Source organism: Rhodococcus globerulus NBRC 14531 (assembly GCF_001894805.1).
Taxonomy (GTDB): Bacteria; Actinomycetota; Actinomycetes; order Mycobacteriales; family Mycobacteriaceae; genus Rhodococcus_F; species Rhodococcus_F globerula.
In genome coordinates this window covers 1,514,839-1,531,773 of the sequence record NZ_BCWX01000001.1, presented here as the reverse complement: position 1 = coordinate 1,531,773, position 16,935 = coordinate 1,514,839, and the positions used below count along the sequence as shown (strand labels likewise).

The window sequence follows — 16,935 nt, the reverse complement described above, 5'->3', positions numbered from 1 at the left end:
ATCGGGCGTAATCTCTAGTGCCATGAGTAGCGCTGCCGGATCCGCACGATTGTCGCAACTGCCGATCGCCGTCGACAATCTCGGATTGATGGACTACACAGCAGCGTGGGATCGCCAACGCGAATTGGCTGCGGAGCGCGCAGACAACATCGGACAGGACACACTGCTCCTGCTCGAGCATCCTCCGGTGTACACGGCGGGACGACGTACCGAACCCGCGGATCGTCCCGTCGACGGCACCCCCGTCATCGATGTCGATCGCGGCGGAAAAATCACGTGGCACGGGCCTGGTCAGCTGGTCGGGTACCCGATCGTGAAGCTCGCCGAACCGGTCGACGTCGTGCGGTATGTCCGACTCATCGAGGAAGCGCTGATCACGGTCTGCACCGACATGGGCCTGACGTGTGGCCGAATCGACGGCCGCTCAGGTGTGTGGCTACCCGCTGAACTGTCTGGCGGCCAGTGGAAGCCCGAACGCAAGGTTTCCGCCATCGGCGTGCGCGTCCAACGTGGCGTCGCACTGCACGGTTTTGCGCTGAACTGCAACTCGGTCCTGACCGGATTCGACAACATCATTCCGTGTGGCATTCGCGACGCCGGGGTGACGACGCTGTCGCAGGAACTCGGCCGAGACGTCACCGTCGCCGAGGTCACTCCGGCGGTCACCGAAGCGATCATCGCCGCCCTGGACGGAAACTTGCCCGTCACGGTGCGCGACATCGAACGTGTCACCTTCGAGAAAGCCTCACCTACCCCGACTTTTACTACCGTTCAGTACAGCTGACGGGCTCGCCCGAACCCTGTTGCAGTAATCACCGGGCGTAGGATCGTCCCCGTGACTATCGCCCCCGGTAATCCCCCCGTCGCTTCGCTCGCCCCACAAGGCCGTAAGCTGCTCCGCCTCGAGATCCGAAACGCGGAGACACCCATCGAACGCAAACCCAACTGGATCAAGACCCGTGCAAAAATGGGCCCCGAGTACTCGGAGCTCAAGGGCCTGGTCAAGCGCGAAGGTTTGCACACCGTCTGCGAAGAAGCAGGCTGCCCCAACATCTACGAATGCTGGGAAGACCGCGAAGCCACCTTCCTCATCGGCGGCGAGCAGTGCACCCGCCGCTGCGATTTCTGCCAGATCGACACCGGCAAGCCCGACGCCCTCGACCGCGACGAACCACGTCGCGTCGCCGAAAGTGTTCAGGCCATGGGACTTCGGTACTCCACGATCACCGGCGTCGCCCGCGACGACCTCCCCGACGGCGGCGCCTGGCTCTACGCCGAAACCGTCCGCAAGATCCACGAACTCAACCCAGGCACCGGCGTCGAGAACCTGGTTCCCGACTTCAACGGCAAACCCGAACTGCTCGACGAGGTCTTCGCCTCGCGTCCCGAGGTACTCGCGCACAACCTCGAGACCGTCCCCCGCATCTTCAAGCGGATCCGCCCAGCTTTCCGGTACCAGCGCAGCCTCGACGTCATCACCGCCGCCCGCGAGTACGGACTGGTCACCAAGTCCAACCTCATCCTCGGCATGGGCGAAACCCCCGAAGAGGTCACCGAAGCGATGGCCGATCTGCACGCTGCCGGTTGCGACATCCTCACCATCACCCAGTACCTGCGTCCCTCACCGCGGCACCACCCCGTCGAGCGGTGGGTCAAGCCCGAAGAGTTCGTCGAGCACTCCAAGGCTGCAGAAGAGATGGGTTTCGCCGGCGTCATGGCCGGACCGCTCGTCCGCTCGTCGTACCGCGCCGGACGCCTGTACGCGCAGGCCATGGCCCATCACGGCCGCGAACTCCCCGAGGCACAGCGCCATCTCACCGAGGGCGGAGACGCTTCCCAGGAAGCCAGTTCACTCATGGCGCGCCTGGCCCGCTGATCCACTTTTTGCTGTGCGTCTTTATTAACCGCGGGCGGTTAGTAAAGGCGCACAGCAATGGACGTATCCTGGTCACATGGCGAACGGCAGCAAATCCGGTAAGGGCAAACCCACCAAAGAGGCAAAGGCTGCAGCGAAGGCTGCCCGCAAGCAGGCTTCCAAGGAACGCAGAACCCAGCTCTGGCAGGCATTCCAGATGCAGCGCAAGGACGACAAGCTCCTTCTGCCGCTGATGATCGGCACCCTGGTGGGTGCTGCTCTGGTCTTCTTCCTGGTCGGTCTCATCTGGGGCATCGAGTGGTTCCTGCTGCCGATCGGCCTCGTTCTCGGCATTCTCGGTGCCTTCATCATCTTCGGTCGCCGCGTGCAGAAATCGGTGTACAAGAAGGCTGAAGGCCAGGCCGGCGCAGCTGCCTGGGCGCTGGACAACATGCAGGGCGCGTGGCGCGTCACGAACGCCGTCGCCGGCACCACCCAACTCGACGCCGTTCACCGTGTTGTCGGACGGCCGGGCGTCATCCTCGTCGCCGAGGGTTCTCCGCAGCGCGTCAAGAGCCTCCTCGCTCAGGAAAAGAAGAAGACTGCCCGCCTCATCGGCGACACCCCGATCTACGACATCATCATCGGCAACGACGAGGGCCAGGTTCCGCTCTCGCAGTTGCAGCGTTACCTGAACAAGCTGCCGCGCAACATCGATACCAAGCGCATGGACAACATCGAGGGACGCCTCGCAGCATTGAGCGCACGCGGCGGCGGAGCAGCCTTGCCGAAGGGCCCGATGCCCGGCGGCGCAAAGATGAAGGGTATGCAGCGCACGATTCGTCGCCGCTGATTCCGCGCATACAAAAAATGACCCGAGTCCGTCATGGACTCGGGTCATTTTTTGTTCGATCGAATTGTCAGCGCGAGCGAACCAGAAGCGTGCCCGTCGCTCGGTCCTGCATTCCGCGTCCGTCGATGTCGGTGATAGTTGCCGGGATGACAAACACAAGGAGCGCCTGGCGAGCGAGAGCTCGAACGAAGCCGACCCGGATGGGTCCTTCGATTCGCGCCACCTGCAGGCCCATGACAAATTGCCCGGGAGTGAAGTTGAACAGGGTTACCGTGAGCACGCCCACGATGAACCACACGATCAAGGTGATGGTCGACGTCTGGCCGTCGAAAAAATCTCCGGTGATCAGTGAGGCAACGCCGACCGCCATCACCCAGTCGATCATGAGCGCGCCGAGTCGTCGGCCGGAGCCGACAAGCGATCCCGGGCCGTCCTGCGGGAAGCCAAGATTCTCGCCGCGGTACGCCTGCTCACGTCCGTCGGCGTTCTTCGGCAAAGCTGCTTGCGGCCCCGAGAGCCAAGTTCCGGTGATACGTGCCATGCTGTCCAGGATAGGCGTCGTAGCACCGTAGTCCAGATTGCCGTGTTTTAACTGTGCAGCTGATCACACAGATTTCGGAAATCCCCAGGACAATACGACGTGTAACACTGCCGAAACAAAGGGTTGACGAGCGGGCAACACCAGATACCTACCGTCTGGCTCGACGGATTCAACCTTTCATAACAGTTGGCTGAAGCGACTTAAGGAGCACAAGCGTGGCATTCACCACGGCCGAAGAGGTCATAAAGTACATCGCGGACGAGAACATCGAGTACGTCGACATTCGCTTCAGCGACTTGCCTGGCGTGCAGCAGCACTTCTCGATTCCCGCGTCTGCTTTCAACCAGGACGTGTTCGAAGACGGCCTTGCGTTCGACGGTTCGTCCGTCCGCGGGTTCCAGTCGATTCACGAATCCGACATGATGTTGCTCCCTGACGTCACCACGGCCCAGATCGACCCTTTCCGCAAGGCGAAGACCCTCAACATCAACTTCTTCGTCCACGATCCGTTCACCCGTGAGTCCTACAGCCGCGACCCGCGCAACGTTGCCCGCAAGGCCGAGGAGTACTTGGTCAGCACCGGCATCGCGGACACCGCATTCTTCGGCGCCGAGGCCGAGTTCTACATCTTCGACTCGGTTCGTTACGACTCCGGCATGAACTCCGCTTTCTACGAGCTGGATTCGGTTTCCGGTTCCTGGAACACCGGCGCTGAGACCAACGCCGACGGCTCCCCCAACCTCGGCTACAAGGTTCGCGCCAAGGGTGGCTACTTCCCCGTCGCTCCGTACGACCACTACGTGGACCTGCGCGACGAAATCTCCACCAACCTGACCAACGCGGGCTTCGAGCTCGAGCGCGGCCACCACGAGGTCGGCACCGGCGGACAGCAGGAGATCAACTACAAGTTCAACACGCTGCTTGCAGCTGCTGACGACCTGCAGCTCTTCAAGTACATCGTCAAGAACACCTGCTGGCAGCACGGCAAGTCCGCCACCTTCATGCCGAAGCCGCTCTTCGGTGACAACGGTTCGGGCATGCACGTCCACCAGTCCCTGTGGAAGGACGGCAAGCCCCTCTTCCACGACGAGTCCGGCTATGCAGGCCTCTCGGACATGGCTCGCCACTACATCGGCGGCATCCTGCACCACGCTCCGTCGCTGTTGGCCTTCACCAACCCGACCATCAACTCGTACCACCGTCTGGTGCCGGGCTACGAAGCTCCCATCAACCTCGTGTACAGCCAGCGCAACCGCTCGGCAGCTGTCCGTATCCCGATCACGGGCAACAACCCGAAGGCCAAGCGTCTCGAGTTCCGCGCACCCGACTCCTCGGGTAACCCGTACCTCAACTTCGCTGCACAGATGATGGCCGGCCTGGACGGCATCAAGAACAAGATCGAGCCGATGGCTCCGGTCGACAAGGACCTCTACGAGCTTCCCCCGGAGGAGGCTCGCAACATCCCGCAGGCTCCGACCAGCCTCGAGACGGTTATCAACCGCCTCGAAGCAGATCACGAGTACCTGACCGAGGGTGGCGTCTTCACCACCGACCTGATCGAGACCTGGATCTCGCTCAAGCGCGAGCAGGAAATCGCTCCCGTCAACCTGCGTCCGCACCCGTACGAGTTCGAGCTCTACTACGACGTGTGATCCACATAACCCGCTGACCTGCACTTGAAGGTTGAAAACACCCGTTCAGTACGCAGTCAGTACGCAGTAGATTAAGCCGAGTCCATCCGCTTCGTGATCACAGCATCGATCGCCAAGCGGGTGGACTCGTCTGCGTCCGGCCACATGTGCCCGTAGACGTCGAGAGTTGTCTTGGCACTCGCGTGCCGCATCCGCGCTTGAACCGTCTTGATGTCCGCACCTGACGCGATGAGCAGGGACGCCAAGTAATGCCGCAGATCGTGGTAGCTGAACTCTTCCGGCAGATCGATCTCCCCCGCGTCCTTCACTGCCTTCAATGCGCGCTCGACCAACCACGGCGCCGCGGCTTTACCTGCGCCGTTCGTCACCATCTGTTCGTGGGGCCACTGCTTCACCGACGCCGCGAGCATGAGCGCCAGCGTCTGAGGCACCGGAATTGATGCATCACTCCCCCGAGTCTTCAGTGGCTTGTCCGACCACTGCTGTTTCGGGTGGACAGCCCCCCTGATGAAATCAACATCAGTCACACGAAGCGCCGATGCTTCGGCGATACGAAGGCCGGCGAAAGCGCCGAGCAGGATTGACACCCGGAAGTGTTCGGGCATGGCGTCATGCAACGCCCACAACTGCTCGGTGGTGATGACGTAAACCTTGGCGCGGCCCATCGGTGGCGACGTTCGACGCGAGCAGGGATTGCGCCCGAGCAGACCATCGTGAACTGCATCGCCAAGAATCTGAGCGAGCCTGGAATGCAGGGCGTAGACGTACGAGTCCGCGAATCCATCTGTCTTCAGTTTCGAGGTCCAGGCCTTGACTGCCGACGGCCGCACTGACGCGAGTTGCATTGTGCCGAACTCAGTGACGATCTGCGCGATGTGAGTACGTGCCTGCCTGACCGTCGAATCACGGTGAACCGCGTAGCCAAGAATCCACTGATCACACCACTCCCGGACCGTGAGCTGTGCATCGCGTGGTGCGACGTGCGTGCCTTGCGTCAGTGCCGTCGTTGCGTTGTTGAGCCAGTTTTGAGCGTCTACCTTGCGTTCGAATCGCTTCGTATGCTCACCGCTGCGGTCATCGACATACCTTGCGCGCCATCGCTTTCCGGTTCCATTTAATTTTGACTCGACCTTGACTTCCTTGCCATCGAGCTTGACCGTCTTCCACCACAGATCCTCGACGCCAGCCCGCCGGTTACGCTTCGGCGGAGTCATCGGCGTTGTTCACAACTTCGTGAGGCCAGTCGATTGCTGCTCGGCGTGAGGGTTGCCGCAGTTGCGACAGGAGGTTGTTCGCGTCGCTAGTAGTTGACCTGACGAAGCTACCGAAATACTCAGACACGAGGATATTGGAGACAGCTTCCACATCTAGAGGATCTGATACCGAAATCAGTTCCTCCACTTCGTAATTGATCGCACTACCCTCCTCCTCGACTTCCTTGATGATCCGTTCAAGCCATGTCCGCATGCGGTTGCCGACAGATCGAATTCTTTGGTCTTCGGTGTCAAACATCTCATCAATCAAGAGGCCGAACAGGTTGGCGATTGCTTGAGCCTCATCAAGCCGGATGACCCTAGGTCGGTCGACGTCGCGTAACTCGATCTTTGCAATTGCGCTTGAATGCAAAGAAATTCCCGATTCTTTGAGCTTCTCGGCTAGATCCAATTGTGTCCATCCGCGTGCCTCCCTCTCCGCTCGCACACGTCGACCAAACCTGTCTTCAGCAGTCTCTCTTCCCATAGGAGGAAACGCTAGCAGCTACTGGAGGTTGCGGACAGCGTTGGCATCGTGTATTCCTTGAATGGCAAACACAACTTCTAAATCTTCCTTCAGGAGGAAGTATGACCAGCTCCCAATCAACCGGTGCCGTCAGCATCGAGCTGATCACAGATGTCGAGAAGTACCTGACCACCAAGCAGGTGAGCGAGAAGATCAACGTTCCGGCGGCGACGCTCAGATATTGGCGTCATTGCAACTCCGGCCCGGAATCGCAGACCTTAGGCCCCAAGCGCGTGGTCTACAAGCTGTCCAAGCTGAACGAGTGGCTTGCCGCCCAGGAGAACAACAGCGTTCGCGGCGGCGTGGCCTGATGTCCACCGCCCCAGAAAACAAGAACGCCCCCGAGTCGGGTGCAACCGACATCGAGGGCAATGAAATCCGAATCACCACCACTGACGACAAGGAATCGATCGTGACTGTATCAACAATCCCCACTTTTGAGGAAGCCCTCGCCACGCTCGAAGTCGGTGACGGGCGGAACCACACTGCGGTCAGCCACGTGATCGGCACAACCCCCGCAAGTGGCCAGGTGCTCGTCGAGCTGTCCCGCTACGACTGCCGCAACGATGACGGCAGTGCAGCACCGTCAAGGTGGTACATCGAATTCGCTCAGTTCAATCTCAACGACTCTGAGATTCACCCGCGTGACATTCCACAGCTCATCGATGCCCTGAATGAAATGCGCGAGACGTGGATTCGTTTGGATCCGGAGTGCTTCGAATGACCATTACCGAAATCATTTTGGCGACACTACTTTTCATGCAGTCCATCGCGTGGATGGCGACCGACTATCGCCACTTCGATCCGAGAGGGACCGATGACTAAGACTCAGGTGCTTGCACTCCTCGACGCACTACTTGCGTTCTACCGCAAGTACGCGGTCTATCCGACCGAGCACCACTACACAGTCCTACTGGCCTGGGCCGCACACAGTTACGTATACGAGGAGTTCGACACCTCACCGAGGTTATTCCTCGATTCCGCCGTTCCCGGATGCGGCAAGACTCGAACCCTCGAACTGCTCGACGAGACCGCACGTAGTCCGCTGATGGCATTCTCTGCATCCCCAGCCGCTTTGATCCGCACCATCGACAAGGGCGGCCGGACCATCCTGATGGACGAGATCGACACGCTCTACAACAAGAACGGTGGCAACGGTTCCGAGGATGTCACCGCCGTGGTCAATGCCGGATACAAGAACGGCGCCCGCGTTCCGAGATGTGTCGGACAGGGGATGGACATCGACGTGGTGGAACTCGACGCCTACGCACCGATGGCGTTGGCTGGACTGCACTCGAATGTCCCGGAAGCCTTGCGGTCCCGGTCGATTCACTTCCGCATGAAGAAGCGGAAACCATCCGAGGTGGTCTCGCCCTTCTATCGTCGCGATGTGACCGAAGAGGCTCAGCCGCTTCGGGATGGTCTCGAGGAATGGCTCGAACCGCTTCGGGAGGAGGTTCGGGCCGCACGACCGAGGATGCCCAAGGGCGTCGAAGACCGGGCAGCGGAAGTCTGGGAACCACTGCTGGTGATCGCAGACCTTGCCGGTGGAGAGTGGCCACAACGAACTCGGGACGCGTGCAAGCACTTTGTGTTCGCCAAGTCCGGGTATGCCAGGCCGATTGGTATCGACCTTCTCGAGGATCTCCAGCGAGTGTTCAACGGCGCCGACAAGATGGCATCGACAGACATCGTGACCGCGCTCGTAGCTATCCCGGATGCCGGGTGGAATGACATTCGAGGGTCGTTTCTCAATCAAGCTGCGTTGGCGAATCTGCTACGTCCGTTCGACGTTCGACCGAAGACGATTCGGCTGCCGGGTGGAGTCACAGCCAAGGGCTATGTCGTCACCGGAGAGGGTGGGCTCAGTGAAGCGTGGGAGAGGAATCTACGGCCGGACGACGAGGACGAACAGGGGCATTCGGAGCTATCGCCCGCGCCCATACCCTCAGAGCCCGTAACAGCCGTAACACCCGTAACACCCCAGGTCAAAGCACGTAAAAGTGTGACGGCACCTGTTACGCCCCCGAAGAGTGTGACGGCACCCGTCACACCACCCGTCACAAAAAAGATGCCCTCTACCAGCACTGTTACGCCTGTTACGGCTGTTACGCCTTCTCAGGGTATGGGCGGGAAGAAAGCGGCCAAGGCATGGCTTCTCGAACAGGAGGCGACGGCATGAGCGCATGCGAGAAATGCGATCTCGAACCCTGCGCGTGCCGGTGGATAGTCCAGCTCGGTAGGGGCGGGCAATGGGAGTGGAGACGTTCCGAAGCCCTGGCGATGTGGGATGAGCCGCTACCCGAGATCGACGGCAGACCGACCTACCACTACAGCACCTGCCCTTGCCCGCCGTGCTGGTCTCTCGCGCAATCGACCTACGCGGATTACCCCAACGTGATCCCTCTGCCATTGCCACCCGACAAGCCGCTTGCCGACGACGAACGGACCTCGATGTGAAAGACCGCTACGGCGACGATCTGCCGGAAACCTCGACACGTCTACACAACCCGGACTGCGAAGGCGGGTGGTTGGGGACAGACCTCGACGACCACCCTGTGCCCTGCCTTCAATGCCGGCCCCATCTGATGAAGACGGTTTCAGGACTCGGGACGCGATACCGATGACCAAAAAGAAACTGCCACCCGCCTCAGAGCTACAGGCTCTGTTCGATCCCAGGCTTGTCGGTGCCGCGTGCGTCGGACACCACGACCTGTTCGATGAACACCTCGAAGACGAGTGCGTTGCCGATCGCCTGACCCGGCACTCCCAAGCTGTCGCCATCTGTCGACGCTGCCCTGTGATCGCAGCCTGCCGTGAGGTAGCGCTCGAACACCTCGATCACATCTCCGGCATCTGGGCCGGACAACCAACCATCGATCTCACAGCAAGGAGAACAGCGTGAAGATCCCAACGAATCTCAGCCTCGATGAGTACCGCCGTGTGAACGAGTCCACGATGTCACGCCGCGGCAAACGATGGACCGACCTGTCGACGGCCGAGGCGCAAGAAATCCTCGACGAGATGAACGACGAGATCGTGGTGCTCGAGGCCAAGATCATCGTCCTCGAAGCGCAGAAGAGGTGGAGTGAGCAGTGACCAAATGCGCCGAACCGCATTGCGGCCACGACACCCGCCGAGGATATGACCGCTGCCGCAAGCATCTACCGCTGGTCTGCGTCAAGGCTGACAGCGACGGACTGGTCATCGTCGGCGCGGTCAGCATCCGTCCGAACGAGGCGCTGGCTCTCGCTGACCGTCTCGTGGACGTGGTGGAGTCGATGGCCTACTCGACACCCACCCCCAACCGGTCTATCCATCCAGCTCAGGGGCAGTGCGACCCCACCTGACGGCAAGGGGAGGGGCGTCACCATCGCTGTGACGCTCCATCTTCGGACTCCACTGCGCTCGCCAAGTCCCGCATATCCCCCCGACGTGCAGAGCTACGTGCAGAGGCCCGACGAGGACCACCCAGAACGATCAATATCACCCACGAAAGGACGCGACGATGCCCGACGAATCGACCTCCGCAGAACTGCCCACACAATCGCCTGTGAGCGACCAGGCCCGAGCCGCGACCCTGCTGCTCGCCTGCCTCGACAACGACGAAGACGCCACTATCCGAATCCTCGACGGCGCCAACCGAGCGCCCGGAGGACTGCAAGGACTGCTTGCCGCACTCGCTGCCGCAGTGATCGAACTGCTTGTCGGAACTGTCGGCGAAGACGGTGCCCGCAAGACCTTGAACATGACCCTGCTCGACGCATCCCTGAACGGAGACCTGACCCATGACCAGCAAGCCTGACGACTCCGAGACACCCGAGGAAACCGTCACTGTCGTACTTCGCGACCACAGCAACGCATGGCCGCCGAAGCCCAACGAGACAGCCGAAATGTCGGCCATTGCCGCTGACCACTGGGATGAAAGGCTCTGGCGCAGAGGAGCATTCTGATAGGCTCAACCTCGACAGTCAGCCAGATGCACGCCGCCCGCCATTGCGCCGGCCGCAAGCACCACGCAAGACAGTCCAGGTAGAGCACGCGAGAAGTTATCCGTCAGCTCCCGAAATCGCGCACCGCGCAACCCTTCTCATATCGCCCGCACTCGGGCAAGGAGACTCATGCACCACAAATCCATCAGGTTGACCGACCTACGCGTCGGCACCAAGCAAGGCCTCGACGAAGGCCAATTCGTCGGCTACGCCAGCATCTTCGGCAATGTCGATCTCCACGGAGACATCACAGCCAAGGGCGCATTCGCCGACTCGCTCAAGTCCTGGGCCACATCCGAAGGCAACATCCCGGTGCTCTACGGCCACCGCGACGACGACCCGGACTACAACGTGGGCCACGTCGTCTCTGCCAAGGAAGACGACCGAGGACTACTCGTCACCGCGCAACTCGACCTCGAATCACCCAAGGGGCAGCAGGTCTACCGACTCGTCAAGGGTCGCAGGCTCTCCGAGATGTCCTTCGCCTACGAGGTGCAGGACAGCGCCAAGGTCAAGACCGCAGACGGTAAGAGCGCCAACGAGCTTCGCAAGCTCAAGCTCTACGAAGTCTCACTCGTACCACAGGGTGCGAATCCCGAGACCTCCATCGTGGCAGTCAAAGCCGCACCCAAGCCGGACTACCCCCAATACCTCGCGAAAGCGGCTGAGCTCGAACTGAGCCTCGCCGTCGCCGCATCCAATCTCTGACACGAAAGGTTGTCATCATGGCATCCAGCATTCGCATCGCCCGCCTCAAGTCCCAAGCCGCAGAAGCGTCGAAGGGCATGACGTCCATCGCTACCAAGGCCGCAGACGAGGACCGCGCACTCACCGACGAGGAGCGCACCGAGTTCGATAAGTACAAGACCCAGGCCGAGGATCTCGTCAAGAGCCTGAACGTCGCCACCGAGGATGCAGCGATCATCTCTGCCGCGAACTCGCTCGCCAAGGCAGTCGGCACGACGCCGGCCGGACCTGACGACGAGGAAGCACCGAAGGGTAAGCACCTTGGTCTGACCGGGAAGTCCGTCAAGTCCTTCGCTCGCAAGGTCGCCGGCACCATGCAGGGTGAGCGCAACGGCGAAAAGGCACTGCTCCCATCGGGTCAATCCGCAGTGGCAACACCGCTGCTGTCCGAATCGCCCATCGTTCTCGAGCAGGTGCCGACGAGCATCCTCGACGTTCTAAACCTGCGCCAGACCGGACCGCAGTTCGAGTACCTCCGCCAGAACGCCCGCGACATGAACGCCGCTGTGGTCGCACCCGGCGCACTCAAGCCCACCTCGACGATGAGCCTCGAACGCATCGAGGGCAAGCTCAAGGTCGTCGCTCATCTCTCCGAGCCGATGCACGAATACTGGCTCAAGGACGCAGCGAACCTGAACCAGTTCGTCGAACTCGAGCTGCTCTACGGCCTGCGCCTCGAACTCGAGCGCCAGGTGCTCTACGGCGCCGGTAACGCAACCGAACTGAAGGGCATCCTGACCACGTCCGGCATCCAGGCCCAGGTGTTCGCCACCGACCTGCTGACCACCACGCGTAAGAGCATTACGAAGATGGAGAAGAGCGGCCACACCGCGGGCATCTTCATCCTCTCGCCTGACGATTGGGAGTCGCTCGAACTCGCTCGCACCGACACGGCCGGCAGTCTCGAACTCGGTGGTCCTGTCGACCGCGCCGCGCAGAAGCTGTGGGGCGTCCCGGTGGTCACCTCGAACCAGCTCGCAGTCAAGGCCGGCGCATTGCTCGACCTCGCATCGGTGGACGTAGCGACGGACACTCAGGGCATCGAGACCCGGTGGTCCGAAGCTGTGGGCGACGACTTCCAGCGCAACCAGATCCGCGCACGGTGCGAAGGTCGATTCGAGACCGAGGTCTACCAGCCTCTCGGCATCGTCAAGATGGCCACTGCCGCTGCCTGATCCAGGCCGCACAACGAAGCACCCCGGCTCAGAAACGAGTCGGGGTGCTTCTCTACCCCCGAGGTAGTTAGTGGATCGGTGTTGCGACGTGAGCCTTGATCCGCGGACCGGTGCGTGTCCAAGGGTGGGGATGCCCGTCTGTGAGCTCATGGAATAGCGCAATGGGCACGTCGGCGTACGAGTAGCGGCGATTCTTATGGAATTCGACGACCAGAGTGCTCGTTGTCGGTTCATAGCCAGCGGCTAGAACATTGGTGGATTGTGGGATCGGGATGAGATTCACTAACAGCCCCTAGAAACGGTTGAGACAGCGGACGCGGATCGGTCCGTACAAACTGAACGGTCACCTTGTTCGGAAAGTTCCCGAGCCTAGGGGCGTCCCGATCGCTGGGGAGGCCCCTACCGCCTGACTCCCTGCGCTGGCCAGTCAGGACTTCTCTCCCCGAAGTTTTTCCACCACAGGGGCATCGGGGGTAGGCCTTTTGCTGTGCCTCTCGTTACGAAACGACCGCCCAGTTTACGGTGTGCAAGACTCTGCCCCATGAAGCCAACACAAGCATTTTGGGAAAACATCCCCGGCCACACCAGTGCCGGATATCGCACTCCACCTGCGTCGTGGACGTCCTGCCTGTTTGGGCTGATCGGCGACCAGAAAGTTCAGCACTCGTACAACGCGGTTACCCCTCCGACCACGGTGACGAGTGGCGAGGCGTGTTCTTGACAGTGGACCGAATTGCATACATGCGAGCTATGTACCCAAAGGGTATCGATCAAGAGGAAGAAGATCGCTTCCACGACTCCTGGGGTCCTGTTGAGATTAGTGGGTGGGTGCGAGAAATCTCGAGCATCGCCTCGCTCTCGTTTGACTCTGCGAGTGGAGGTAAAACCCAGAGAGGTGAACGCTCTCTGCTCCCCAACTACTCTGTCTCATTCCCCGATGGCGTGAGCGTAAATCTCCCCTTCGAAAAGGATGAGCACTGGGCTTCGCGAGAACCGTGCGAGAAGTTAGTTGAAGCAATTCGAGATAGGGCACTTGCACGCTGATTCGGTACGCAGTCGGTACGCAGTAGATCCGAAACACCTCAGATCATGCCAACTCAATAAACGGCATATCCGCAGGTAGATTAGTTTCGCCAATCGATGCCAACTACTGCAAACACCAAGAACGCAGTCCGAGCTCTACTACGACGTGTGATCCCGGTGGAGTGGCTGACCTGCACAGCAGTTCGCAGGTCTAGCCCTCCGTCCGCAGTACCTTTAGCCGAGTCCACCCGCTTCGCGATCCCAGCATCGATCGCAGAGCGGGTGGACTCGTCTGCGTCGGGCCACATGTGCCCGTAGACATGGAGGGTTGTCTTGGCGCTATCCGTCCGAGAACCCGAACGCGGGTAGCTCATCGCTGTCTAGGTCGTCGAAAGTCATCTCATATGCCAACGCGGCACTCGCTACGAACACGTGGCAGAACCTTGACTGTCCGGCGACGAGGTACTCCTGCCTGAAGCTACGATCGACGACTCGACGGTGCGCACATTGGCTCAGTTGTGGATTGGTCGGCGAAGAGGGCAGAGGCTGACCGTTTACATGTCGGCGGCCAATGCCGGGCTCACGGTTCAGCATGGAACGTCTGGTCGCACTTTGCTGTCCGGCGCGACGTGGGCACAGATCCAAGGTTCGAACTAGTCACCCTGGCGGGGCTTGTCGCATCCGGCGTGCCGCATCTCACGCCTTTCTGCTCGCCGCAGTTCGGCGGCTGATTCTTCGAGGTCGGTGTGGCTGATTGCGCGGCCGATCCAGACCGCGGACAACGCGCCTACGACGATCCAAACGGCGACAACTCCGACAATCCACCACATAGCTGGGAGTGTGCCATGGGTTGTCTGGCTCTGTCGGACTGTGGTCCAGTTTTGGTGGCGGGTTCACCCCCGGTTTCACCCGACCGGGGCGCACGGGATTGGAAGAGCCCACCGCACAGAATTGCTCACGCAGGGCAAATAGCGGGCAGGGCTGCATAGGTCTCGTTTCGATCACGGCCAAGTGGGTACATGACTCGCAGGCCGCGACGGCCGGGGCGAGCATGCGGCCTCGCAACCGCGCGGTTCAGGTTCTTGCCGGTTGAGCACACAGCCCACAGGAACCGATGTCGTTCGGGACTTCTTCCATGTCGGGGGATTTCGCTTCAATGAACGATGCCCCCACTCTCAGTCGCTGAGGGTGGGGGCCTTTGTCGTCATCCGCGTTGAGCACACAACGTGGGGACCCTCTTTCCGTGCTGAGCTGACCCCTCATGTCTTGCCTCGCATTCCTAACCGTAGGCCTGCGCACAGGTTCGTGCCAGGTTTCCGAACAAGACGATCGGGACAGATGGCAGCCGATTCGTATTTGCAGGCTGCCCAGAGTTGCTCACACGCAGCGACTGTTGGGAGGAATTCCTTAGGTCGCTTACCCCGACCGACTAACACCCCACAGACTTCGGGACCGACAGCACTTGCGACTCGCCCACCTTAGGTGCTGGACTTTCGCCCCCGTTTCGAGAGATGGTTAGCAATGCAACCGAACATAGCCACGGATACACAATGAACCTCTGGGTCGACAACTTACGGAAACCGCCAGATGGGTGGACGTGGGCAAAGACCAGTTCCGGAGCTATCGACGCACTCTGTTTCGGCATGGTGGAACGAGTCTCTCTTGATTACAACCTGGGCGGCGATGACACCACACGCTCGGTCATTCGCTGGATGCGCGAAAACAGTGTGTGGCCGAGGGAGATCCACGTGCATTGCATCAACCCTGTACGTGTCGAATTGCTTACCAGATTCATCGACCGGTATCGCAAGTAACTCCGCCCAGAATTGCTCGATGCCCCGCCCCCGATGAATCGGGAACGGGTTTGGTGCGACTGGGTTGAACTTCATCGATGCTGGCGGATTCGTCTACATACGAAAATTCAATTCGTATGAGCAAGAAGGCATTTGATATTTTGGATCGCATACCGGGCGCTGCGGTAGCCCACCGCCAAGTTTGATCACCGCCAGGCGCGGAGCGCTCCTTCCGCATCAGCATGATTGATAGCGCGGCCTAACCAAACAGCAAGGAACGCGGCGGTTGCCGTCCAGCCCGTCAAAATTTCAACAATCAACATGTCGCGATTGTGACACATGACCAACATATGTAACTACAGATCGAATAACGATGTAACGCGGCTCACCGAGACGCACAAACTGATTCCTGATTTTGCGAGCGCAGGATCAGAAAAAGTAGGTACCTATGTAGGTAATTCTGCCCGCGCACATCACGCCTTCCACTGACAGTGTCAAAACGTACCTACAACGTGATCGAAGGTGGCGGCAACGGATGAACCTCAGGGATCAACTGGACACGTGTCAGTTTCTACTGAACCGTGCCCAACTCGCAGGTGACGTCGACGCCATTCGGCGACTCTCAGAGCGTCGACTCGTGCTGGTTAAACAGCTAGCCAGCATGAGAGCCCACCTCCGCCTGGTGTAGGTACACCAAATTCTCGTAGCATCGGACGATGACCCCACTCGATGTCGGCATCATCGCCGTCGCTGTTCCTGCCCTGGGCATCACTGTGTGGGCTACCGCGATGTTTTTCCTCGGCCGAATTGTCCGGGCTCGCCGCAAGTCTGGACGCATTACCTATCGCGCCGAGACGCAGCCAAGCTAATGCCACAGTTCAAGTCTCATCACGTAGCCACCGGCACAGAAGACTCACGTATCCAGGGCCGTTGGCAAGCCTCCGCCCAAAAGGTCGAGAACGTTGGTCGCACCGCGAAGTGCATCGGCAACGCACGCCGCAGTTGACGCAAATACCTGCGGGTAGTCGATCTCCCCCAGCGCCGGATCGACCGGCCAGGCAAGCCTTTCCGAGCCAAGTGAGAATTCCGCGTTCACCCCGGCCTTGTTTCCGCGCGGATCTTGGCGATGCCAGGATCCTTCGAGATAGATCGCGACCAATCCGTGGAGCACGAAACCGTCGCGATCCACGAGTCGCTGGTAGCAGAGCCCAGTCGGAATGCCCTCGGATCGCAACAGTGCGGCCAGTAAGTGGGACTTTGCGTAACACAGCCCGACCCGCGCTTCGAGAACCTCCGTCGCGGTCAACGTCACTCTCGGATCCTGAACATCGTTGGAGTGCCCGACATTGTCTCGCACCCATTCGAATGCGACCTTGGAGAACGCACTCTCGGTGTCCGACTCCTGACGCAACTGTTGCGCCAAGGATCGGATAGCCGGGTCGGCAACTTGGATGATCTCGTCGTGCCCCAGGTAGTTCTGCGGAGCTCCCGCCTCGAGCAAGAGTTTTTCAGTCGCCATATCCAG

24 protein-coding genes are annotated in these 16,935 nt (G+C 60.3%); 18 read left to right on the top strand and 6 right to left on the bottom strand.

Translation table 11 applies throughout. The features are described from left to right. The first annotated feature begins 22 nt into the window (after window positions 1-22). The 3 genes from lipB to RG2_RS06890 all read left to right on the top strand — a co-directional run bounded on the left by lipB (window position 23) and on the right by RG2_RS06890 (window position 2,708). Window positions 23-784 (top strand): lipoyl(octanoyl) transferase LipB, encoded by a 762-nt coding sequence (gene lipB / locus RG2_RS06900; RefSeq protein ID WP_033231046.1) that lies wholly within the window; start codon window positions 23-25, stop codon window positions 782-784. 51 nt (window positions 785-835) lie between these two features. Next, window positions 836-1,876, top strand: a complete 1,041-nt coding sequence (gene lipA, locus RG2_RS06895) for a lipoyl synthase (protein ID WP_230589957.1) — start codon at window positions 836-838, stop codon at window positions 1,874-1,876. A gap of 76 nt (window positions 1,877-1,952) precedes the next feature. Further along, window positions 1,953-2,708, top strand: a complete 756-nt coding sequence (locus RG2_RS06890) for a DUF4191 domain-containing protein (protein WP_033231047.1) — start codon at window positions 1,953-1,955, stop codon at window positions 2,706-2,708. Window positions 2,709-2,775: 67 nt separating this feature from the next. Here RG2_RS06890 and RG2_RS06885 read toward each other — a convergent pair whose 3' ends face one another. Then, window positions 2,776-3,249 (bottom strand): RDD family protein, encoded by a 474-nt coding sequence (locus RG2_RS06885; protein ID WP_033231048.1) that lies wholly within the window; start codon window positions 3,247-3,249, stop codon window positions 2,776-2,778. Window positions 3,250-3,464: 215 nt separating this feature from the next. Here RG2_RS06885 and glnA point away from each other — a divergent pair, with 215 nt between their 5' ends. Next, window positions 3,465-4,901, top strand: coding sequence for a type I glutamate--ammonia ligase (glnA, locus tag RG2_RS06880; RefSeq protein WP_021344608.1), 1,437 nt, complete (start codon window positions 3,465-3,467; stop codon window positions 4,899-4,901). Between the two features lie 71 nt (window positions 4,902-4,972). On the opposite strand, the gene RG2_RS06875 is transcribed toward glnA, so the two are convergent. Continuing rightward, complete coding sequence (locus RG2_RS06875) at window positions 4,973-6,115, bottom strand: tyrosine-type recombinase/integrase (RefSeq protein WP_033231049.1); 1,143 nt, start codon at window positions 6,113-6,115, stop codon at window positions 4,973-4,975. Next, complete coding sequence (locus RG2_RS06870) at window positions 6,096-6,566, bottom strand: hypothetical protein (protein WP_084724316.1); 471 nt, start codon at window positions 6,564-6,566, stop codon at window positions 6,096-6,098. The genes RG2_RS06875 and RG2_RS06870 overlap by 20 nt, the downstream gene beginning before the upstream one ends. Window positions 6,567-6,742: 176 nt before the next feature. Here RG2_RS06870 and RG2_RS06865 point away from each other — a divergent pair, with 176 nt between their 5' ends. From RG2_RS06865 to RG2_RS06820, 11 genes are all read left to right on the top strand, one after another. Next, window positions 6,743-6,991 carry a helix-turn-helix transcriptional regulator gene (locus RG2_RS06865; protein WP_307718103.1) on the top strand — a complete coding sequence of 83 codons (249 nt, stop codon included), beginning with the start codon at window positions 6,743-6,745 and terminating at the stop codon, window positions 6,989-6,991. Further along, complete coding sequence (locus RG2_RS06860) at window positions 6,991-7,404, top strand: hypothetical protein (protein ID WP_033231050.1); 414 nt, start codon at window positions 6,991-6,993, stop codon at window positions 7,402-7,404. The genes RG2_RS06865 and RG2_RS06860 overlap by 1 nt, the downstream gene beginning before the upstream one ends. 93 nt (window positions 7,405-7,497) lie before the next feature. Further along, window positions 7,498-8,862, top strand: a complete 1,365-nt coding sequence (locus RG2_RS06855) for a DUF3631 domain-containing protein (protein WP_051730197.1) — start codon at window positions 7,498-7,500, stop codon at window positions 8,860-8,862. After that, the gene (locus RG2_RS06850) at window positions 8,859-9,140 is read left to right on the top strand and encodes a hypothetical protein (RefSeq protein ID WP_072782340.1); all 282 of its coding nucleotides are present in this window, start codon (window positions 8,859-8,861) and stop codon (window positions 9,138-9,140) included. The genes RG2_RS06855 and RG2_RS06850 overlap by 4 nt, the downstream gene beginning before the upstream one ends. A 112-nt stretch (window positions 9,141-9,252) precedes the next feature. Beyond that, window positions 9,253-9,585 (top strand): WhiB family transcriptional regulator, encoded by a 333-nt coding sequence (locus RG2_RS32685; protein ID WP_080711564.1) that lies wholly within the window; start codon window positions 9,253-9,255, stop codon window positions 9,583-9,585. After that, window positions 9,582-9,779 carry a hypothetical protein gene (locus RG2_RS06840; protein ID WP_033231052.1) on the top strand — a complete coding sequence of 66 codons (198 nt, stop codon included), beginning with the start codon at window positions 9,582-9,584 and terminating at the stop codon, window positions 9,777-9,779. Before RG2_RS32685 ends, RG2_RS06840 begins: the two co-directional genes overlap by 4 nt. Further along, window positions 9,776-10,030: a hypothetical protein gene (locus tag RG2_RS06835; RefSeq protein ID WP_033231053.1), complete on the top strand. Its 255-nt coding sequence runs from the start codon at window positions 9,776-9,778 to the stop codon at window positions 10,028-10,030. Before RG2_RS06840 ends, RG2_RS06835 begins: the two co-directional genes overlap by 4 nt. Before the next feature lie 158 nt (window positions 10,031-10,188). After that, entirely contained in the window at window positions 10,189-10,485 is a 297-nt protein-coding gene (locus RG2_RS06830; protein ID WP_033231054.1) for a hypothetical protein, read from the top strand. Then, a complete protein-coding gene (locus RG2_RS31745; RefSeq protein ID WP_155276669.1) occupies window positions 10,469-10,633 on the top strand; it encodes a hypothetical protein in 165 nt (54 codons plus the stop codon). Before RG2_RS06830 ends, RG2_RS31745 begins: the two co-directional genes overlap by 17 nt. A gap of 168 nt (window positions 10,634-10,801) precedes the next feature. After that, the gene (locus tag RG2_RS06825) at window positions 10,802-11,380 is read left to right on the top strand and encodes an HK97 family phage prohead protease (protein ID WP_051730198.1); all 579 of its coding nucleotides are present in this window, start codon (window positions 10,802-10,804) and stop codon (window positions 11,378-11,380) included. 17 nt (window positions 11,381-11,397) lie between these two features. Continuing rightward, on the top strand, window positions 11,398-12,594 hold the full coding sequence (locus tag RG2_RS06820; RefSeq protein ID WP_051730199.1) for a phage major capsid protein: 1,197 nt from the start codon (window positions 11,398-11,400) through the stop codon (window positions 12,592-12,594). A gap of 67 nt (window positions 12,595-12,661) precedes the next feature. Here the strand turns inward: RG2_RS06820 and RG2_RS32680 are convergent, their stop codons facing one another. Continuing rightward, window positions 12,662-12,877, bottom strand: coding sequence for a KTSC domain-containing protein (locus tag RG2_RS32680; RefSeq protein ID WP_072782335.1), 216 nt, complete (start codon window positions 12,875-12,877; stop codon window positions 12,662-12,664). A gap of 1,187 nt (window positions 12,878-14,064) precedes the next feature. Here RG2_RS32680 and RG2_RS32810 point away from each other — a divergent pair. Further along, window positions 14,065-14,274 carry a hypothetical protein gene (locus RG2_RS32810; protein WP_443096517.1) on the top strand — a complete coding sequence of 70 codons (210 nt, stop codon included), beginning with the start codon at window positions 14,065-14,067 and terminating at the stop codon, window positions 14,272-14,274. Here RG2_RS32810 and RG2_RS31740 read toward each other — a convergent pair. Further along, complete coding sequence (locus RG2_RS31740) at window positions 14,271-14,447, bottom strand: hypothetical protein (RefSeq protein ID WP_155276670.1); 177 nt, start codon at window positions 14,445-14,447, stop codon at window positions 14,271-14,273. The genes RG2_RS32810 and RG2_RS31740 overlap by 4 nt on opposite strands. 681 nt (window positions 14,448-15,128) lie before the next feature. Here RG2_RS31740 and RG2_RS32610 point away from each other — a divergent pair. Beyond that, complete coding sequence (locus RG2_RS32610; RefSeq protein ID WP_307718102.1) at window positions 15,129-15,431, top strand: cyclic-phosphate processing receiver domain-containing protein; 303 nt, start codon at window positions 15,129-15,131, stop codon at window positions 15,429-15,431. Window positions 15,432-16,126: 695 nt separating this feature from the next. Then, on the top strand, window positions 16,127-16,279 hold the full coding sequence (locus RG2_RS31735; RefSeq protein WP_155276671.1) for a hypothetical protein: 153 nt from the start codon (window positions 16,127-16,129) through the stop codon (window positions 16,277-16,279). A 44-nt stretch (window positions 16,280-16,323) separates the two neighbouring features. Here RG2_RS31735 and RG2_RS06805 read toward each other — a convergent pair whose 3' ends face one another. Further along, window positions 16,324-16,929 carry a transglutaminase-like domain-containing protein gene (locus tag RG2_RS06805; protein WP_045070342.1) on the bottom strand — a complete coding sequence of 202 codons (606 nt, stop codon included), beginning with the start codon at window positions 16,927-16,929 and terminating at the stop codon, window positions 16,324-16,326. Between the last annotated feature and the right edge of the window lie 6 nt (window positions 16,930-16,935).

What these genes read in the sequence shown, in the direction of transcription:
- lipB (WP_033231046.1), top strand. Translation starts at nt 23, where the DNA reads ATGAGTAGCGCTGCCGGATCCGCACGATTGTCGCAACTGCCGATCGCC.
- RG2_RS06890 (WP_033231047.1), top strand. Translation starts at nt 1,953, where the DNA reads ATGGCGAACGGCAGCAAATCCGGTAAGGGCAAACCCACCAAAGAGGCA.
- RG2_RS06885 (WP_033231048.1), bottom strand. Translation starts at nt 3,249, where the DNA reads ATGGCACGTATCACCGGAACTTGGCTCTCGGGGCCGCAAGCAGCTTTG.
- RG2_RS06875 (WP_033231049.1), bottom strand. Translation starts at nt 6,115, where the DNA reads ATGACTCCGCCGAAGCGTAACCGGCGGGCTGGCGTCGAGGATCTGTGG.
- RG2_RS06865 (WP_307718103.1), top strand. Translation starts at nt 6,743, where the DNA reads ATGACCAGCTCCCAATCAACCGGTGCCGTCAGCATCGAGCTGATCACA.
- RG2_RS06860 (WP_033231050.1), top strand. Translation starts at nt 6,991, where the DNA reads ATGTCCACCGCCCCAGAAAACAAGAACGCCCCCGAGTCGGGTGCAACC.
- RG2_RS06855 (WP_051730197.1), top strand. Translation starts at nt 7,498, where the DNA reads ATGACTAAGACTCAGGTGCTTGCACTCCTCGACGCACTACTTGCGTTC.
- RG2_RS06850 (WP_072782340.1), top strand. Translation starts at nt 8,859, where the DNA reads ATGAGCGCATGCGAGAAATGCGATCTCGAACCCTGCGCGTGCCGGTGG.
- RG2_RS32685 (WP_080711564.1), top strand. Translation starts at nt 9,253, where the DNA reads ATGCCGGCCCCATCTGATGAAGACGGTTTCAGGACTCGGGACGCGATA.
- RG2_RS06830 (WP_033231054.1), top strand. Translation starts at nt 10,189, where the DNA reads ATGCCCGACGAATCGACCTCCGCAGAACTGCCCACACAATCGCCTGTG.
- RG2_RS31745 (WP_155276669.1), top strand. Translation starts at nt 10,469, where the DNA reads ATGACCAGCAAGCCTGACGACTCCGAGACACCCGAGGAAACCGTCACT.
- RG2_RS06825 (WP_051730198.1), top strand. Translation starts at nt 10,802, where the DNA reads ATGCACCACAAATCCATCAGGTTGACCGACCTACGCGTCGGCACCAAG.
- RG2_RS06820 (WP_051730199.1), top strand. Translation starts at nt 11,398, where the DNA reads ATGGCATCCAGCATTCGCATCGCCCGCCTCAAGTCCCAAGCCGCAGAA.
- RG2_RS31740 (WP_155276670.1), bottom strand. Translation starts at nt 14,447, where the DNA reads ATGTGGTGGATTGTCGGAGTTGTCGCCGTTTGGATCGTCGTAGGCGCG.
- RG2_RS32610 (WP_307718102.1), top strand. Translation starts at nt 15,129, where the DNA reads ATGGTTAGCAATGCAACCGAACATAGCCACGGATACACAATGAACCTC.
- RG2_RS31735 (WP_155276671.1), top strand. Translation starts at nt 16,127, where the DNA reads ATGACCCCACTCGATGTCGGCATCATCGCCGTCGCTGTTCCTGCCCTG.
- RG2_RS06805 (WP_045070342.1), bottom strand. Translation starts at nt 16,929, where the DNA reads ATGGCGACTGAAAAACTCTTGCTCGAGGCGGGAGCTCCGCAGAACTAC.